General features: G+C 70.8%; 15 protein-coding genes. 11 read left to right on the top strand and 4 right to left on the bottom strand.

The window, feature by feature from the left end; translation table 11 throughout:
* The first annotated feature begins 140 nt into the window (after positions 1-140).
* The 8 genes from ACFY9I_RS10760 (at position 141) to ACFY9I_RS10725 (ending at position 9,518) form a co-directional block, all read left to right on the top strand.
* Positions 141-1,904 carry an AMP-binding protein gene (locus ACFY9I_RS10760; RefSeq protein ID WP_390999468.1) on the top strand — a complete coding sequence of 588 codons (1,764 nt, stop codon included), beginning with the start codon at positions 141-143 and terminating at the stop codon, positions 1,902-1,904.
* 3 nt (positions 1,905-1,907) lie between these two features.
* Positions 1,908-3,818 (top strand): acyl-CoA dehydrogenase family protein, encoded by a 1,911-nt coding sequence (locus ACFY9I_RS10755; RefSeq protein WP_390999466.1) that lies wholly within the window; start codon positions 1,908-1,910, stop codon positions 3,816-3,818.
* Entirely contained in the window at positions 3,815-5,542 is a 1,728-nt protein-coding gene (locus ACFY9I_RS10750) for an acyl-CoA dehydrogenase family protein (RefSeq protein ID WP_390999463.1), read from the top strand. Before ACFY9I_RS10755 ends, ACFY9I_RS10750 begins: the two co-directional genes overlap by 4 nt.
* A gap of 67 nt (positions 5,543-5,609) precedes the next feature.
* Entirely contained in the window at positions 5,610-5,930 is a 321-nt protein-coding gene (locus tag ACFY9I_RS10745) for a phosphopantetheine-binding protein (RefSeq protein ID WP_390999460.1), read from the top strand.
* Between the two features lie 231 nt (positions 5,931-6,161).
* Positions 6,162-6,521 (top strand): DoxX family protein, encoded by a 360-nt coding sequence (locus ACFY9I_RS10740; RefSeq protein ID WP_390999457.1) that lies wholly within the window; start codon positions 6,162-6,164, stop codon positions 6,519-6,521.
* An 11-nt stretch (positions 6,522-6,532) separates the two neighbouring features.
* Positions 6,533-8,146: an AMP-binding protein gene (locus ACFY9I_RS10735; protein ID WP_390999454.1), complete on the top strand. Its 1,614-nt coding sequence runs from the start codon at positions 6,533-6,535 to the stop codon at positions 8,144-8,146.
* Complete coding sequence (locus ACFY9I_RS10730; RefSeq protein ID WP_390999451.1) at positions 8,143-9,009, top strand: hypothetical protein; 867 nt, start codon at positions 8,143-8,145, stop codon at positions 9,007-9,009. The genes ACFY9I_RS10735 and ACFY9I_RS10730 overlap by 4 nt, the downstream gene beginning before the upstream one ends.
* Complete coding sequence (locus ACFY9I_RS10725; RefSeq protein ID WP_390999449.1) at positions 9,006-9,518, top strand: hypothetical protein; 513 nt, start codon at positions 9,006-9,008, stop codon at positions 9,516-9,518. The genes ACFY9I_RS10730 and ACFY9I_RS10725 overlap by 4 nt, the downstream gene beginning before the upstream one ends.
* Before the next feature lie 201 nt (positions 9,519-9,719).
* Here ACFY9I_RS10725 and ACFY9I_RS10720 read toward each other — a convergent pair whose 3' ends face one another.
* From ACFY9I_RS10720 to ACFY9I_RS10705, 4 genes are read right to left on the bottom strand one after another with little or no spacing between them, the layout of a single operon-like run.
* Complete coding sequence (locus tag ACFY9I_RS10720; RefSeq protein ID WP_390999446.1) at positions 9,720-10,361, bottom strand: hypothetical protein; 642 nt, start codon at positions 10,359-10,361, stop codon at positions 9,720-9,722.
* Between the two features lie 23 nt (positions 10,362-10,384).
* Positions 10,385-11,704 carry a hypothetical protein gene (locus ACFY9I_RS10715; protein ID WP_390999443.1) on the bottom strand — a complete coding sequence of 440 codons (1,320 nt, stop codon included), beginning with the start codon at positions 11,702-11,704 and terminating at the stop codon, positions 10,385-10,387.
* On the bottom strand, positions 11,701-12,588 hold the full coding sequence (locus ACFY9I_RS10710; protein WP_390999440.1) for an ATP-binding cassette domain-containing protein: 888 nt from the start codon (positions 12,586-12,588) through the stop codon (positions 11,701-11,703). The genes ACFY9I_RS10715 and ACFY9I_RS10710 overlap by 4 nt, the downstream gene beginning before the upstream one ends.
* A 50-nt stretch (positions 12,589-12,638) precedes the next feature.
* Positions 12,639-13,064: a hypothetical protein gene (locus ACFY9I_RS10705; protein WP_390999437.1), complete on the bottom strand. Its 426-nt coding sequence runs from the start codon at positions 13,062-13,064 to the stop codon at positions 12,639-12,641.
* A gap of 426 nt (positions 13,065-13,490) precedes the next feature.
* Here ACFY9I_RS10705 and ACFY9I_RS10700 point away from each other — a divergent pair, with 426 nt between their 5' ends.
* From ACFY9I_RS10700 to ACFY9I_RS10690, 3 genes are all read left to right on the top strand, one after another.
* Entirely contained in the window at positions 13,491-14,192 is a 702-nt protein-coding gene (locus tag ACFY9I_RS10700) for a hypothetical protein (protein ID WP_390999436.1), read from the top strand.
* Between the two features lie 88 nt (positions 14,193-14,280).
* Positions 14,281-14,577 (top strand): zinc-ribbon domain-containing protein, encoded by a 297-nt coding sequence (locus ACFY9I_RS10695; RefSeq protein ID WP_390999433.1) that lies wholly within the window; start codon positions 14,281-14,283, stop codon positions 14,575-14,577.
* Between the two features lie 243 nt (positions 14,578-14,820).
* Positions 14,821-15,600, top strand: a complete 780-nt coding sequence (locus ACFY9I_RS10690) for a hypothetical protein (protein ID WP_390999430.1) — start codon at positions 14,821-14,823, stop codon at positions 15,598-15,600.
* Positions 15,601-15,648 lie beyond the last annotated feature (48 nt).

Raw genomic sequence — 15,648 nt, 5'->3', positions numbered from 1 at the left:
CCGGGGGACGACTCCGGAACCGGGGTGTGAGCGGTGCGGTCAGGACTCTGTCTATCCCCCCCGTCAGCTGGACGTTCGATCGTTGGCGAGACGTACATGGGGGAACGGTCTTGCGAAGGCAAGAGACTTTTGCTGAGCTCGTGTTACACCGGGCTGCTGACCTGTCGGACAAGGACGCGTATGTCTTTCTGCCCGGCAACACGCCGGATGCCGCCGCGCAGCGGCTGACCTACACGGCGCTGGACGCCGAGGCCAAGCGGATCGCCTCGTGGCTGCAACAACACGGCGCGGCCGGCGGGCAGGTGCTCCTGCTCTTCCCCTCGGGCCTGGACTTCGTCAAGGCGTTCATCGGCTGTCTCTACGCCGGTGCGGTCGCGGTCCCGGCGCCGCTTCCAGGGGACCAGAACAACCACTCCGCCCGGCTCACGGGCATACTGCGCGACGCCGAGGTGCGCGCGGTGCTCACCGACTCGGCCAACGAGCCGGGCGTCAGCGCCTGGCTGCGCGAGTCGGGCGTCACCGGCGTCAGCGTCATGGCGAGCGACGACCCCGCCAGGGGCGAGGCAGGGGCGTGGGCCCAGCCGCGGCTCACCGCCGACTCGCTGGCGTTCCTGCAGTACACCTCCGGTTCCACCAGCGAGCCCAAGGGCGTGATGGTCTCGCACCGGAACCTGATGGCCAACGAACTCGCCATCTCGCGCGTGCTCGGCACGCACGAAGACACCCGCATGGGCTGCTGGCTGCCCGCCTACCACGACATGGGCCTGATCGGGCACATACTCCACTCGCTGTACGTCGGCGGCTCGTCCGCGCTGATGGCCCCGGTCTCCTTCCTCATGCGGCCGGTGCGCTGGCTGCAGATGATCAGCGAGTACGGGGTCACCGTGAGCGGCGCCCCCAACTTCGGCTACGACCTGTGTCTGCGCCGCGTCACCGACGAACAGGTGGCCACCCTGGACCTGAGCAGCTGGGAGCACGCCTGCAACGGGGCGGAGCCGATCCGGGCGGAGACGGTGCGCGCGTTCGCCGAGCGGTTCGCCCCCGCCGGTTTCCGCGCCGAGACCTCCTCCCCCTGCTACGGCATGGCCGAGACCACGCTGCTGGTCTCCGGCGTGCCGACGGGCCGGGGCCCCGTCTTCCGCACCGTGGACGCGGCGGCGCTGGAGCAGGGACGGCTGTGCGAGGCCCCGCCCGGTGACGGCGCCCGGATGCTGGTCGGCAGTGGCGTGGTCCACCCGGCCGACTTCAGCGTGAGGATCGTCGACCCGGACGGCCTCGCCGAGCAGCCCGAGGGGCGGGTCGGCGAGATCTGGGTCAAGGGCGCCAGCGTCTCCTCGGGCTACTGGAAGCGCCCCGATACCAACAGGGAGATCTTCGACGCCGGAATCGTGTCGGCGGCGGGCACGGATCCGGGCTGGCTGCGCACCGGCGACCTCGGCGTGCTGGAGGCCGGGGAGCTCTATGTGACCGGCCGCCTCAAGGAGATGATCCTGATCAACGGGCGGAACATCTACCCGCACGACGTCGAGCGCGACGTGCAGCCCCTGCACCCGGCCTTCCGCGGCTGCGCCGGCGCCGCCTTCTCGGTCGACGACGGCGAGGAGCACCTGGTCCTGGTGCAGGAGTTCCGTCGCGCCGCGGGGCAGGACCCGGCGGCGCTGTGCGCCGAGGTGCGGGCCCACGTCCGCCGGGAGTTCCAGGCAAGCTGCAGCGTGGTGCTGGTACGCCCGGCCACGGTGCGCAAGACCACCAGCGGCAAGATCCAGCGCACGCTGATGCGGTCGCTGCTGTTGGAGGACCGGCTGGCCGTGGTGCACCAGGACCTGGACAGGCAAGTGATCAACCTCCTGGCCGGACCTACGGCCGGACCTGTGGCCGGGCCTATGGCCGCCTCGGTGGGCTGAGCCGTGGACCACGCGCCTTACCGCCTCGCCGAGCAGTTGGAGTGGGATCTCGGCGACCCGAACACGCCGGAGACACTGTTCAGCCACGCCCACAGCCTGGCGCTGGACGAACGGGAGGAGTTCCCGGCCGCGCCCTGCGCGCTGCTGGACGAACTCGGCCTGCACGAGTTCTACGTCCCCGCCGCCCACGGTGGCAGGCTGACGGACTACGAGCAGTTGGTGCAGCTCGTCCGCACGGTGGCCCGCCGCGATCTGACGGTGGCGATCGCCCACGGCAAGACCTATCTGGGCGCGGTCTGCGTCTGGGTGGGCGGCTCGCGGGAGCAGTGCCGGCGGCTCGGTGAGGCCATCGCCTCCCGACTGCCGGTCGCTCTCGCGCTGACCGAACGCGCCCACGGCAGCGACCTGTTGGCAGGCGACGTCGTCGCGGAACCGGACGCGGCCGGGGGCCACCTGGTCAGCGGGGAGAAGTGGCTGATCAACAACGCCACCCGCGGCAGTCTGCTGTCCGTGCTCTCCCGCACCGATCCGGCGGGCGGCCCGCGAGGCTACTCCGTGCTGCTGGTGGACAAGCGCACACTGCCGGCCGGTACGTACCGACACCTGGACAAGGTGCGCACGCACGGTATCCGCGGCGCGGACATCTCCGGGATCGCCTTCGACCGGGCCCCGGTCCCCACCGACGCCGTGGTCGGCAGGGTGGGGGACGGCCTGGAGACCGTACTCAAGTCGCTCCAACTGACCCGCACCATGTGCGCGGCGCTCTCCCTGGGGGCCGCCGACCACGCGCTCGCGCTCGGCCTCGACTTCGCCGCCGAGCGCAGCCTGTACGGCCGGTCGCTGATCGATCTGCCGCAGGCGCGCCGGACCCTGGCCGAGAGCACCGCCGACGTGCTGGCCGACGAGGCGCTGGCGCTGGTGGTGTCCCGCGCGGTGCAGACCGTCCCGGAGGAGCTCTCGGTCGTCGCCGCGGTCACCAAGTACCTGGTGCCCACCCGCACCGAGGCGGTCGTCACCGCGCTGACCGGGCTGCTCGGCGCCCGTGCCTTCCTCAACGACGTCTACGCCGGCGGCCGGTTCCAGAAGGTGGACCGCGACCACCGGATCGTCGGCCTCTTCGACGGCAACACCCTGGTCAACCTCAACGCGCTGATCAGCCAGTTCCGTGTTCTGGTGCGATCCCGGGAGCGCGGCACCGGGGACATTGCGGGGGCGGTCGCCGCGTTCCGCCTCGGCGCGCCGTTGCCGCCCGCCGCCCTCGACCGGCTCTCCCTGATCGCCCGCCGTGGCACGGGGGTCCTGGCCGCGCTGCCCGGCTGCGTCGAGCAGCTGCGCCGCGTCGCCGCGGAGAATCCGGCGGTCGATCCCGCCCTGCGCGCCACCGAGCGGCTGATGGACGTGGTGGACCAGGTGCACACCGAGATGGCCGAGTTCCAGGACGCGCGGACCGAGGTGCCGCCCGCCGCCTTCGACGTCGCCCGCCGATTCACGCTGTGCTTCGCCGCAGCGGCCTGCGTCGGCCTGTGGACGCACAGCCACGTCGACGCGGAGACGGGTGCGACGGCACGCCTGTGGCGGGACGCCCTGTGGCTGCGGGCCGCGCTCGCCCGGCTGCTGACCGAGCTGGGCCTGCCCGACGCGGCGGACCCGGAGGCGTGGGACGAACTGCTCGACGCGGCCGGAGCCCTGCACTCCGAAGGCCGGCTGGTCTCGCTGCTGCCGTTGTCACTACGTCCCGCCGATCCGGTGGAGGACGGTCCCGCCGGCCGGGCGGAGGACGGTCCCGCCCACCCCACGGAGAGCGGGCCCGCCCATCCGACCGAGGACCATCCCGCCCATCCCACGGAGGACGGGCCGGGGCTGCCGGCCGCCGCCGTCCACGCCCACACGACGGCACCGGGGGGTGTGTCATGACGACAGGTCAGGAAGCACGCGCGGCGGCCCGGGTCGCCGAACTGAACGCCGCGTTCGGCGATCCCGGCGACCCGTGCAACCCGGTCGGCCACGCCCGGTTGCTGGAGGCCGACGAGGCCGGCGAGCTGTCCGCGGCCGGCGAGAAGCTGCTGGACGGGTTCGGCCTCAACGCCGAGTTCGTGCCGACGGCACACGGCGGCCGACTGGAGCGGATCGACACCCTGGCGCGGGTACTGCGGGAGGTGTTCCGGCGGGACCTGGCGCTCGGGCTCGGCTACGGCGTCACCTCGTTCATGGCCGCCGTCAACGTGTGGACCGGGGGCGACGAACGGCAGCGGACCCGGCTGGCGGAGATCCTGCTGGGCGGCGGCCGGGTCTCCGTGGCCTACCACGAACTCGCGCACGGCAACGACTTCCTGCGCAACGAGTTCGAGGCCCGGGTCCAGCCGGACGGATCGTTCCTGCTGCACGGCGCCAAACAGGTCATCAACAACGCCGCACGGGCGCACGCCTGGCTGCTGTTCAGCCGCACCGACCCCGCGCCGGGGCCTCGCAGCCACTCGGTGCTGATGGTCGAGCGCGACCAGGTGGCACCGGAGCGACTGACCCTCCTCCCCCGGTACGGCACCGTGGGCGTGCGGGGCTGCCTGCTGTCCGGCCTGGACTTCGACGGGGCCCGGGTCCCGGAGCAGGCACTCGTCGGCGAACTGGGTCACGGCGCCGACCTGGCCCTGCGCTCCTTCCAGCTCACTCGCAGCGCGCTTCCGGCAATGGCGCTGGGCGCCGCGGACACGGCACTGCGCACGGTGGTGTCCTTCGCGAGAGGGCGGCACCTCTACAAGCGGACCGTGGCCGAGATCCCGCAGGCCCGAGCCACTCTCGGTGACGCCTTCCTGGATCTGCTCATCAGCGACTGCCTCTGCCTGGTGGGCACCCGCAGCGTGCACCTGCTGCCGGACGAGGCGAGCGTCTACGCCGCCGCGGTGAAGTACCTGGTACCCACGTTGCTGCGGGAGGCCGTACACGACCTCTCCATCGTCCTGGGCGCCCGGTTCTACCTGCGCGAAGGGGAGTTCGGCTTCTTCCAGAAACATCTGAGGGACCTGCCGGTGCTCAGCCTGGGCCACGCCGGCGCCGCCGCCTGCCAGGCGACGATCATCCCGCAGCTCCCACGGCTGGCCCGGCGCTCCTGGCTGCGCACCGGGCCGGCCCCCGACGCGCTGTTCGAACCGCGCGCCGACCTGCCGGAGATCCCGTTCCGGCGGCTCGTCCTGACCGGCGACCGGGACGGCCTGAGCGCCTCGCTGGTCGCCGCCGCGGACACGGCGCCGGACGGCTCCCCGCACGAGGCGGCCGTGCACGCGCTGGTGCTGCACCTCGTCGACGAGCTGCGCCTGATCCAGGAGGAGAGCCTCGCGCTCGCACCGCTGGACCGTACCGCGATGGCCTCCCCGGCGAGTTTCGCGCTGGCGGACCGCTACGCCCTGGTGCTGGCGGGTGCCGCGGTGCTCGGGGTGTGGCGCCGTGCCCGGGTCAGAGGCGGGGACCCCTTCCTCGCCGACCCGGCCTGGACCGCCGCCGCCCTGGACCGGCTCGTCAGGCGGCTCGGCCGCCGGCCGGCCGCCTTGCCCGCCGACTGCGCCGGCCGAGTCCAGGAGGAGCTGCTGCGCCGCCACGCGGAGCGCCGCAGCTTCGATCTCTACGACACCGACCTGGCCGGTTGACAGCACCCGGCCACTCCACGCCAAGAACCCCCACGCCAAGAACCCCCACACGGATCTGGAGGAACTTGTGATCACCACCACCACTACCGGCGACGCACCGCAGCCCGGCCCTGACAGCGAAACGCAGCCGCGCACGGCCGAATCGCTGGGCACCTGGCTCGTCAGCCACGTCGCCGCCTACACCCGGCTGTCCACCGACGAGATCGACCGGACGGCTCCGCTGACCGACTACGGCCTCGACTCCTTGGCGGCGCTCAGCCTCTGCGGTGACATCGAGGACGAGTTCGACCTGGTCGTCGAGCCCACGGTCGCCTGGGACCACCCGACCGTCGAGGCGCTCGCCGCGTACCTGCTCGACGAGCTCGGGCCTCGGTCGGAAGCGGCGTGATGACGAACGCCATGTCAGACGTCATGACGAACGCGATGTCGGACGTAATGACGAACGTGATGTCGGACCTGATGACAAAAGCGATGTCAGACGTAATGACGAACGTGATGTCAGACGTGATGAGAAGACAGCCGTCGTCGGCCTGAATCGCCGCCCTCCGGCCGCTGGACGCTTCGGCTGGAGGCGCCCCCACAACAGCAGATGTCGACCGATCACAAGGGAGAAATAACGATGCACCTCACCCCCAGCACGTCGTGGCCGCAGATCGTGCTCGCAGGACTGCTCGCCTTCGACGTCCTGATGTCCATCCGCCCGCCCAAGTTCATCCAGGTCTGTCTCGACGGCGTCAACCTGCCGCGGGACTGGTGGTGGGTGCTCCTCGTCGTGAAGACCCTCGCCGTCGCGGGCCTGCTGGTGGGGCTGGAGCACGCCGGCATCGGTTTCGCCGCGAACGTCGGGGTGATCGTCTACTTCCTGTGCGCCTCGTACGCGCACATCCGGGCCCGCTTCATGAAGCAGGAGTTCTGGGTCAACTGTCTCGGATTCCTGGCCACCGCCATCGCCGCGTTCATCATCTCCTTCGTGGCCTGAGGAAGTGTTCCGTGAAAAGACCACCCAAGAATCTAGGCCTGCTGTTCGACTGGCACGCTGAGCAGTCACGGACCACGAAGCTGGTCCTGGACCGCCCGTTCGACATCGCCCCGGCGGCCGGCACCGACCACGACGCCACCGCCCTGGCCGGCCTGGTCCAGGAGGCGTCGGGCTGGCTGTACGCGGCCGGCGCGCGCAAGGGCGACCGGATCGCCGTCGTCAAGGGCAACCACTTCGACATGGTCCTGCTGGCCGCCGCCGCCGCGCGGATCGGTGCCACCGCGGCGACGATCTCGGGAGCGAACTACCCGGAGCACCTGGCGGAGATGCTCCAGCGGCTCGACCCCGCGGTCACCCTGATCACGTCACAGGTGCTGGAGAAGGCCGAGCGCGCCGGCGTGGACCTGACGTCGTTCGGCAGGACGGTGCTCATCGACGGTGCGCCCGCGGACCCGAAGGCCGGCCTGCTGACGATCGACGGGCTGCGGGGCAGTGCCACGCCGACGCTCGACCTGCGGGCGGACGGCGAGCCCATGATGATCACGCACTCCTCGGGAACCACGAACACGCCGAAGCTCGTCGCGCACACCGCCGACTCGTGCCGGGCGGGCACCCGGCTGGAGCTCCTGCCGATGCCGGTCGCCGTCAACGGGGCGAAGGACGTCTGCCTCAGCTCGATATCGTTCGCGCACTCCCGGGCCTACGCCTGGGCCATGGCTCAGCTCCGGTGGGCGCCGAAGGCCCTCGTCATCGCCAGCAGCCACGAGGCCGAGGACGTCGAGCGGGTCCTGGAGCGGGTCCGTCCGACCACGGTCGAAGCCACACCGAACGTCTTCCAGCGCTGGGTGCCGCTGGTGCGACGCCGGCCGGAACTGTTCGCCCGGGTCCGCTACTACATGAACACGTTCGACCTCATGCACCCCTCGATCGCCCGGCCCTTCGTGAACGCGTCCAAGCGTCGCTTCGTGCTGTGGGGGCACAGCTGGGGGCAGAGCGAGGTCGGGCCGATCGCCGGCTTCGGCTACACCCGCGGCCAGATCAACCGCCGTGCGGCCTCCGGCGGAAACATGAACATGATGGGCAACCCCTGGCCCGGACTGGTGAGTGTCAAGGTCGCCGACCCGGAGACGGGGGCGCCGGTCAAACAGGGCCAGGTCGGCGTCCTCTTCGCCAAGGCCAAGTCGATCTGCGTCGACTACGTCGGCGAATCGGACCGCTACGCCGAGAAGTGGAAGGGCTCCTGGTGGAACACCGGCGACATCGGCTACAAGGACGCCCTCGGCCGGATCCACTTCGTCGACCGTGCGGTGGACGCCATTCAGGGCGGGAGCGCCACCGAACTGGAGAGCGAGTTGCTCGACCGGATCGAGAACGCGGTCGAGGTGATCGTCCTGACCCGGGGCGACCGCAGCCCCGTACCCGTCGTCAGCCTCGACGGGCCGGACCTCAGCGCCGAGCAGTGGGCCGAGGTGACGCGCGGGTTGCCGCCACTGGAGGCACCGGTGTTCATCCCCTGGGACCGCCTCCCGCGGACCTCCACCTGGAAGGTACGCCGGAAGGAGCTGCGGGGGATGGTGTTCGCCGAAGGCTCCGATGACACCGTGCTGGAGGAGCGATTCACGTGACGCAGGCCCTCGATCCCTACGGCGCCGCCCTGGAGTCGGTGCTGCGGGGTGTCCCCTACAACAGCGCGACTGGATATCTGCACTGGTACAACGAGAGCGAGCCCGATCCACGGCACGGAGTGGCCTGCATCCTGCAGACGCTCTACGTGGCGGAGCGTGCGACGGCGCTCGGTGCCCCGGAGGCCAGGATCCTGCAAGACCTCCGGCACATCGCGGCGGTCTTCGAGACCGACGGCGACGTCGTGGTCCTGGACCCGTACCTCCTGCACCTGACGCCGATCAGATTCCCGGCGGACGAGGTCCGGCAGGGCCATTCGTCGGTCGTGGTCGACGCGGCGCCGGTCCGGCTGGACGGGAATGGTCGGCAACACCCCGCTCGTCTGGCGGCGGTGTACCGGTCTTCCGGTGACGGCTACCGGATCCGGCTGAGCTACTCGAAGTACAGCGTGAAGACCGGTGACCACGTGCTGAGCCGTCACTTCACGCTTCGCTCGCAGAACCAGTTCGTGTACGCCGACTTCTCAGCCGACATGCAGGCGCTGCTCACCCATCCCGAGCAGAACAGTGTGTCGATCCGGGTCCTGGTGGACGGCACGGCGGTGACCGCCGAGGCGATCATCCCGTTGAAGGGCTTCGCCGAACGCGAGTTCTCGGCGGCGGACATCTGGCTCCGGTCGGGCCAGGGCGTCGCGTCCCGCAACGACGCCGACGCCCACGCGGCCGAGGTCTGGGCGGACCTCGAACGGACCACGGGCCTGGGCCGCGCGGACATCGAGGAGCACTTGGTGTCGGCCGCCCGGGTCTATCAGAAGATCGCGGATCATCGAACGAGCCTCCCGGACTACTCCCTGCAGGACGCATGACGAATCGAGAACACATGGACCCTCGGCGCGTTTTCATCGCCGGCACGATCCAGGGGGCCAACGCGGACCTGCGGATCGACGACCAGGGCTATCGCGAGCAGATCGCGGCTCTGGTGCGGTCGCGTCTCCCCGGGGCGGAGTGCTTCGATCCGAGCGTCGAGGTCACCCGTCAGCTCGCCGACCCGACGACCCTCTCGGTGATCGGCAAGCTGATCGGCGACGCTCCCCGCGTGCTCGACCTCGGGTCGCTGCCCGCCGAACTGGCCGCACTGCGCGGGACGTTCAACGAGATGACCCGGGAGGCGGCCAAGTGTGACCTCTGCATCGCCTTTCTTCCCGGCCGGACGCTCAGCATGGGCACGGCCATGGAGATGCAGGCGGCGTTCACCGCCGGTGTGCCGATCGTGGCGGTGACCTCGCTGGTCGACAACCTCGCCGTGATGTCGGTGTCCTCGTGGGTCGTCCGCGACCTGGACGCTCTCGCCGAACTGCTCGACACACTGGGCTGACCGGGCCGCCGGCGGGACCGACGGTCCGTGGAGTTCCTCCTCGGGCCCGGTCCTGCCGCGGCCGGCCGGGCGCCGTCTCGGCCGGAACTCCGCGGGAGAGGGCGCGGCGTCGCGGGCGTCCCGACGCCGCGGAGATCCGTCAGAAGGGCCCTAACCGTATTGCCCTGACCCAGCCCTGACCCAGCCCTGCCTGACCCAGCCTTAACCCTGCTCTTCCCGCTCCGCACGACGCGGGGTCGTGGTGGCCGCCAGGCACAGCCCCGCGGCGCACAGCAGGGCGGCCGTCACGGCGGCCGGGACGCTGTGCGGCCCGTGAATGGACCAGGCCCACGGCTCGGGGGTGTTGTCCCAGCGCACGCCGGCCAGCAGGGTGGGACCGAACATCGCCAGCGGAGGAAGCCAGGCCAGACCGCTGCCGAACAGCCGGGCACCGATCATGGCCAGCCCGAGGTAGCCCGCGACATTGCGAACGGCGGCCACCGTCACCTCGGCGGACGCGCCGGCGGCCATCGGCAGGACGGCCAGCAGCGACGCGTAGAGCAGGACGGCGGCCATGTGGACCACTCGATGACGGCGCATCGGCTGGGCCGCGGTGTGCTCCAGGTCGGCCATCGGCGAGAACGTCGTGGTCGCGAGGATCACCGCGTGGACGACGGGCACGACCGCCGCCAACGGCACGCTGTAGTCCGTCAGATGACGCAGTTGGGGCAACGGCACCTGCTGTCCGGCGTACACGGTGGCCGCGGCGGCGACGACCAGCGCGACCAGCGCCGCGCGCGGCACGTTGCGGCTGCGGCCGTAGGCGAGGAGGGCGCGCAGGCCCGGCGAGGAGGGGGAGGACACACGCTTCACCCGGTCGACGCCGTTCACTGCGGCGGGGCGGGGACGGGGCGGCAGGCCCGGATGTCTTCGGCCGCGGCCCGCAGCCACCGGTCCTGTTCGGCCTTCGGCGTCTTCAGAAAGCGCTCCAGACCAGTGGCGAACGCGTCACCCCAGTAGCTGCTCTGCGCCTGGGCACGGTCGCGCACGACGGCTTCGAAGAGGAAGGTGTCGGGGTAGTCCCCGATGGCCTTGAGCGGGTGGGGGGAGCAGCCGTCGGGCGGCTGCGGCAGGGACGCCGCGAGCATGTCCTGGGTGAGCCCGTCCCGGTCCATGCCCGGTACGTACACGGGCAGTTCGGCGGTCGGTTCGCGACCGGACGGCGCGGTGAGGCCGCGCTCGTAGAACGTGCGCGTGAGGCCGGGGACCGAGCCGACGGAGCGCTGGACCTGTCGCAGCGCGACCTCGACCTCCGGCAGCAGGTGCCGGTCGGCCGGCCACAGACAGGCCGTGGCGCCACTCTCGGTGGCACAGACCGGCTTCTGGGGCTGAGGGGTCCGCACGGCCCAGTACAGCTCGGGCAGCGGGGCACGGAAGGTGAACAGGGCCCCCGCGGCGAGAACCGCCGCCAGCGTCACCGACAGCAGGGTGCCCGGCGCCGGGCGTACCGCCCGCCCGCGCAGCAGGCCCGGTACGGCGAGGATCAGCAGGCCCAGGGCCAGACACCACACGGCGCCGGTCAGCAACCGGCCCGCGTTCGGCTGGAAGGCCATGTCCCAGTGCACGTCGAGTGCGGGCACGAGCGCCCACGGCATCGCGGAGCGCTGTTCGCCGGCGGACAGCGCGAGACCCACCAGGGCGGCGTACCAGCCGAGGCCCACGAAGGGGACGGCGATGCGGGAGGGGGACAGGACGCCGACGACGACCCCGACCGCGGTCTGCAGGCCAACCATGGCCGCGCCGATGACGAGCGGTGACCACGTGGGCGCGGTCACCGCGCTGACCCCGGCGGTGCGGGAGAAGGCCATGGCCGCGAAGAGCGCGTAGACGGGAAGTGCCCAGGCCATGGCGGACAGCCAGACCATGAAGGTCTGCTCCCAGCCGCTGCGGGCCGTCGTCTCCGCCCAGGCGAGCGTGCGGTGGCGGCGTACGCGGCCCGCGGTCCAGGCGGCGCCGGTGCTGACCAGCGGTCCCATCACCATCACGGCGAAGATCTGCACCTCGACGGCGCTCTGCGTCCACCAGCCGATCCAGTCGCTGGTCGCCGCGTCCGGGGAGAGGAAGTACCAGGCGCCGATCACGGTCATCAGAGCGGCGATCCACTTGGACTCGCCGCGTCGCATCTCGGTCCACAGCATGCGGATCACAGCGCCGTCCCCTCGGCGCCTACCAGGTGCAGATAGCCCGATTCCACGGTGCCGTCCTCACCGGCCAGCGCGCACAGTTCGCCCAGCGTCCCGTCGAAGCGGACCCGGCCCTCGAAGAGTACGGAGATCCGGTCGCAGGTGTGGGCGACGTCCTCCGCGAGATGCGTGCTCATCACGACGGCGGAGTGCTCCCCGAGCCCTTTGATGAGCTCGCGGAAGCCGACGCGTTGCGCCGGGTCGAGGCCCACGGTCGGCTCGTCGAGCAGTACCAGCGCCGGCCGGTTGACCACGGCCTGCGCGATGCCGACGCGTCGCAGCATGCCGCCGGAGAGGTCCCCCATCCGCCGGTCGGCGTGCTTGTCCATGGCGACCTGCCGCAGCGCCTCTCGCGCCCGGTCGCGCCGCTCGCGGGACGGGACCTTCCGCAACCAGGCGGCGTACTCGACGAACTCCAGCGCGGTGAAGCGCGGGTAGTAGCCGAAGGACTGCGGGAGGACGCCGATCCGCTCGCGGATGCGCCGCACGGCCTTGCGTCCGCCCGCCGCGGCCTGTGCGTCCAGCAGCGTGACGGTGCCCTGGTCCGGGCGGTTCGCCGTGCTGAGGAGGGACAGCAGGGTGCTCTTGCCGGCACCGTTGGGGCCGAGCAGTCCGGTCACGCCGGTCGGAAAGCCGAGCGAGACCTCGTCGAGCGCGGTCAGCGCGCCGTAGCGGACGGTGACCTTCTCGACCGCCGCGATCGTCTCCGCCGGTGGGGACTCCGGTCGTACGGACCCTTCCGGGCCGGCTTTCCCGGCCGGTCGGTCCCGCTCGGTGGGCTTGGTCGGCCGGGCGCCCGCCGCGGCCGACGGGGAGTCGGCCGCGGCGGGCTCGTTGCCAAGGGACACAGTGTTCCTGGTTCCTTCGGTACGGGTTCTTTACTGGTGCTCGGGCCGGATCAGTTCTCGGCGGCCGCGAAGCCGACGCCGCGGCTACCCGGAACGGCGGCCCAGCTTACCTGCGTGTAGTACTTGTTGGAGGTGCTGGTGTTCTTGTAGGAACCGCAGCCGTAACCCTGCGAGTAGCTGCGCGAGGCCGAGGCTATCTGCGGGTCGGGAGACAGCGAGATGTCCCGCCAGACGGAGGCGGTGAAGGTACGCGAGTCGTTGACCGGCACGTCACCGCATGCCTTGACGTGGCCGGAGCCCGGGCCGGACCAGCGGTTGCTGTCCTCGGCGCTGCCGGCGGTGGCGACCGCGAACGGCAAACGGCTCCCGGAGATCTCCGCCGCCAGGGCGCTGACGGTCGGAACGGCCACCGTGAACGCCGCGACCGCTGCCACGACAGCCGACCTGCGCTTGAACGTCATCAGACGCTTCTGCACTTGAACTTCCCCCTGTGTAGGGCCAATTGGTCGTCGGCAACACTATGTGCGTGAGCTGTGATCTGCCTGTGCACAAGATCACGCGATATTCGGTTGCGCTCACGCACACCCGTCACGTCCGTGCCGGAGCCGGTGCGAGCCCTCTGGGCGGGCGACCGAAGGGCGGGTGTTGCCATCCATGCGTCCGCAAAACCTCTGACAGCGAGGAGCCGGCGGAGCAATGCCGAACGACCCGAACGACCCGAACCGCCGGAACCGCCGGAACGGCCGGAACGGTCGGAACCGCCGGAACCGCCGGAACCGCCGGAACCGCCGGAACGGCCAGAAGGGTCGGCACCTCACAGTCACGATCCAGCCACATACCCTCCACAAATCTGCGCACGTAAGGGATGATTCAGGCTTCAACTGCACCACCGTGGGGGGCCAATGAGCCAGGACGTCACACCACCGCCCATGCCGGGCTACGGGCCGCCGATGCCACCGCAGCCGCCGAAACCGCCGGGCGGGAACCGGACCAATCTGGTCATCGTCGGATGCGCCGTCGCCGTCATCGCCAGTGTCATCGGCACGGGCGTCGTGGTCAGCGGTGACGGGGACGGATCCGCCTCGCCCGCGCCGACGGTCACCGTCACCAAGACCGTGACGACGGAGGGTGACACCACGAGCGACGGCGGTTCCGGGGAGTCCGGGGAGTCCGCGGCTTCCGAGGAGACCGGTGACGCCTCGGCCGACGACGACGGAGTCTTCGCCCTCGACGACGCGGTGGTCTACGAGACCGGTGTCGAGGTCACCCTGTCGGGGTTCAAGCGCGGGACGTCCAACGAGTACGCCTCGCCCGAGAACACGCCGTACGCCAAGTTCACGATCAAGATCGTCAACGAGTCCGACGCGACGGTCGACGCCAACGAGATGACCGTCGACTGCGCCTACGGCGACGAGGGCAAGGAGGGTGAGGCGATCTACGACGACGGCCTCGACGGGCTCCCGGACACCCGTATCCTCGCCGGGCGCTCCCTCACCGTGCCGTGGGCCTGCGAGCTTCCCAAGAACGAAACGTTTCTCCAGGTCGAGGTCTCCCCCGACTACGACTCCGAGGAAGCGATCTTCACCGGCGACGTGAAGAAATGAGGAACAGGCACACTTGAGGGGAGCGTGTGCGGTGCGCTCGACACGCACCGCACGCCGATAGGGCACCGCCGCCCCCGGGAAGGATCAGATGTTCATCATCTTCGGCACCAAGGGCTACCTCTACCAGCTCGCGATACTGACGCTCGTGTGCGGTCAGTGCGGAAACCCCGCCGCGCACACCCTCAGGAAGCGGGTCACGAAGTTCACGCTGTTCTTCGTGCCGCTGATCCCGATCTCGACGAAGTACCAGACGCAGTGCACCTTCTGCGGCGCCGAGCAGAAGGTGAGCGCCGAGCAGGCGGAGCGGCTCCAGGCGCAGGGCGCGGGCGGTGGCCACGGCGGACAGCCGCACGGGCAGCAGCAGCGGCAGCCGTACCAGTCCTGAAGCGGGGGCGGGCGGCCTGTGCCGCCCACCGCATCCGACGGGCTCCCACGCAGCCGGTGGGTGCCCCGGGGCCTTCCCGGGCCTCCCGGGCCTTCCCGGGCCTTCCTCGGTTGTGATCGTTGTCACCTCCCGTACAACCGGGCACGGCCCCCTGCTGTCCCACTCTTCAGCCGCGAGGACGAACCTCCGGCCGATGCGCCTACGCGCTCGGTCAGGGCTGCGAGGGAAAGGGCGGGGTGCAGGATGAGGAAGACGTTGTGGAGAGCGGTGGTGGCCGGTGGAGCGGCGATCGCGTTCACCGGGGTGGCGGCGCTGCCGGCCGGGGCGGCCGAGGGCGGGGTCTCCTTCACCAGGGTCACGGTGAACGGCGGGAAGCCGATCGTGATCGGGGTCAAGGAGGAGGTCGAGGTGCGTGCGTCTTTCCGGATGACGACCAAGCTCAAGTACGACTCCGGGCCGACCGTGTTCCCCTACCGGGGGAAGCCCGACAGCGGGGACACGCCGCACAGCGCCATCATCACCAGCGACTGCGAGGTCGTGGACAAGGCGAAGGGGATCTGCGACTTCGAGGAATGGCTGTACATCGACCCACAGAGCTACGACTTCGGTAACGAGGACGCCGGTACCTGGAGAACCGCTGCCCGGGTCTTTCTCGCCGGCGACGCCCACGACACCGACGACGAGAACCTCCCGCTGCAGATCAAGCGGGCCACCCGCGTCACCGTCAACGCCTCGCCGGAGCCGGTCACGAAAGGCAAGACCATCACCGTGACCGGGCGGATCACACGGGCGAACTGGGACACCCACACGTACCAGGGCTATGCGGGCCGCACGGTGAGCCTGCAGTTCAAGGCGGCGGGCGCCTCCTCGTACACGACGGTCACCAAAGCGAAGTCGAGCGCAACGGGCGCACTCAGGACCACGGTGAAGGCCACCGGCCCGGGGACGTGGCGGTGGACGTACTACGGCAACTCCACCTCCGGAGCGAAGTCGTCGCCCGGGGATCACGTCGCCGTGCGCTAGGGACTGCCGTCGAATTCCCGCCTGCCTCGCGACGGGAATTCGACGACA

Source organism: Streptomyces sp. NPDC012510 (genome assembly GCF_042955065.1).
GTDB lineage: Bacteria > Actinomycetota > Actinomycetes > Streptomycetales > Streptomycetaceae > Streptomyces.
This window is presented reverse-complemented; position numbering and strand designations above follow the sequence as displayed.

Bases quoted from the DNA above. Each gene is read 5' to 3' on its own strand.
- ACFY9I_RS10750 (WP_390999463.1), top strand. From the start codon at position 3,815: ATGACGACAGGTCAGGAAGCACGCGCGGCGGCCCGGGTCGCCGAACTG.
- ACFY9I_RS10740 (WP_390999457.1), top strand. From the start codon at position 6,162: ATGCACCTCACCCCCAGCACGTCGTGGCCGCAGATCGTGCTCGCAGGA.
- ACFY9I_RS10725 (WP_390999449.1), top strand. From the start codon at position 9,006: ATGACGAATCGAGAACACATGGACCCTCGGCGCGTTTTCATCGCCGGC.
- ACFY9I_RS10700 (WP_390999436.1), top strand. From the start codon at position 13,491: ATGAGCCAGGACGTCACACCACCGCCCATGCCGGGCTACGGGCCGCCG.
- ACFY9I_RS10695 (WP_390999433.1), top strand. From the start codon at position 14,281: ATGTTCATCATCTTCGGCACCAAGGGCTACCTCTACCAGCTCGCGATA.
- ACFY9I_RS10690 (WP_390999430.1), top strand. From the start codon at position 14,821: ATGAGGAAGACGTTGTGGAGAGCGGTGGTGGCCGGTGGAGCGGCGATC.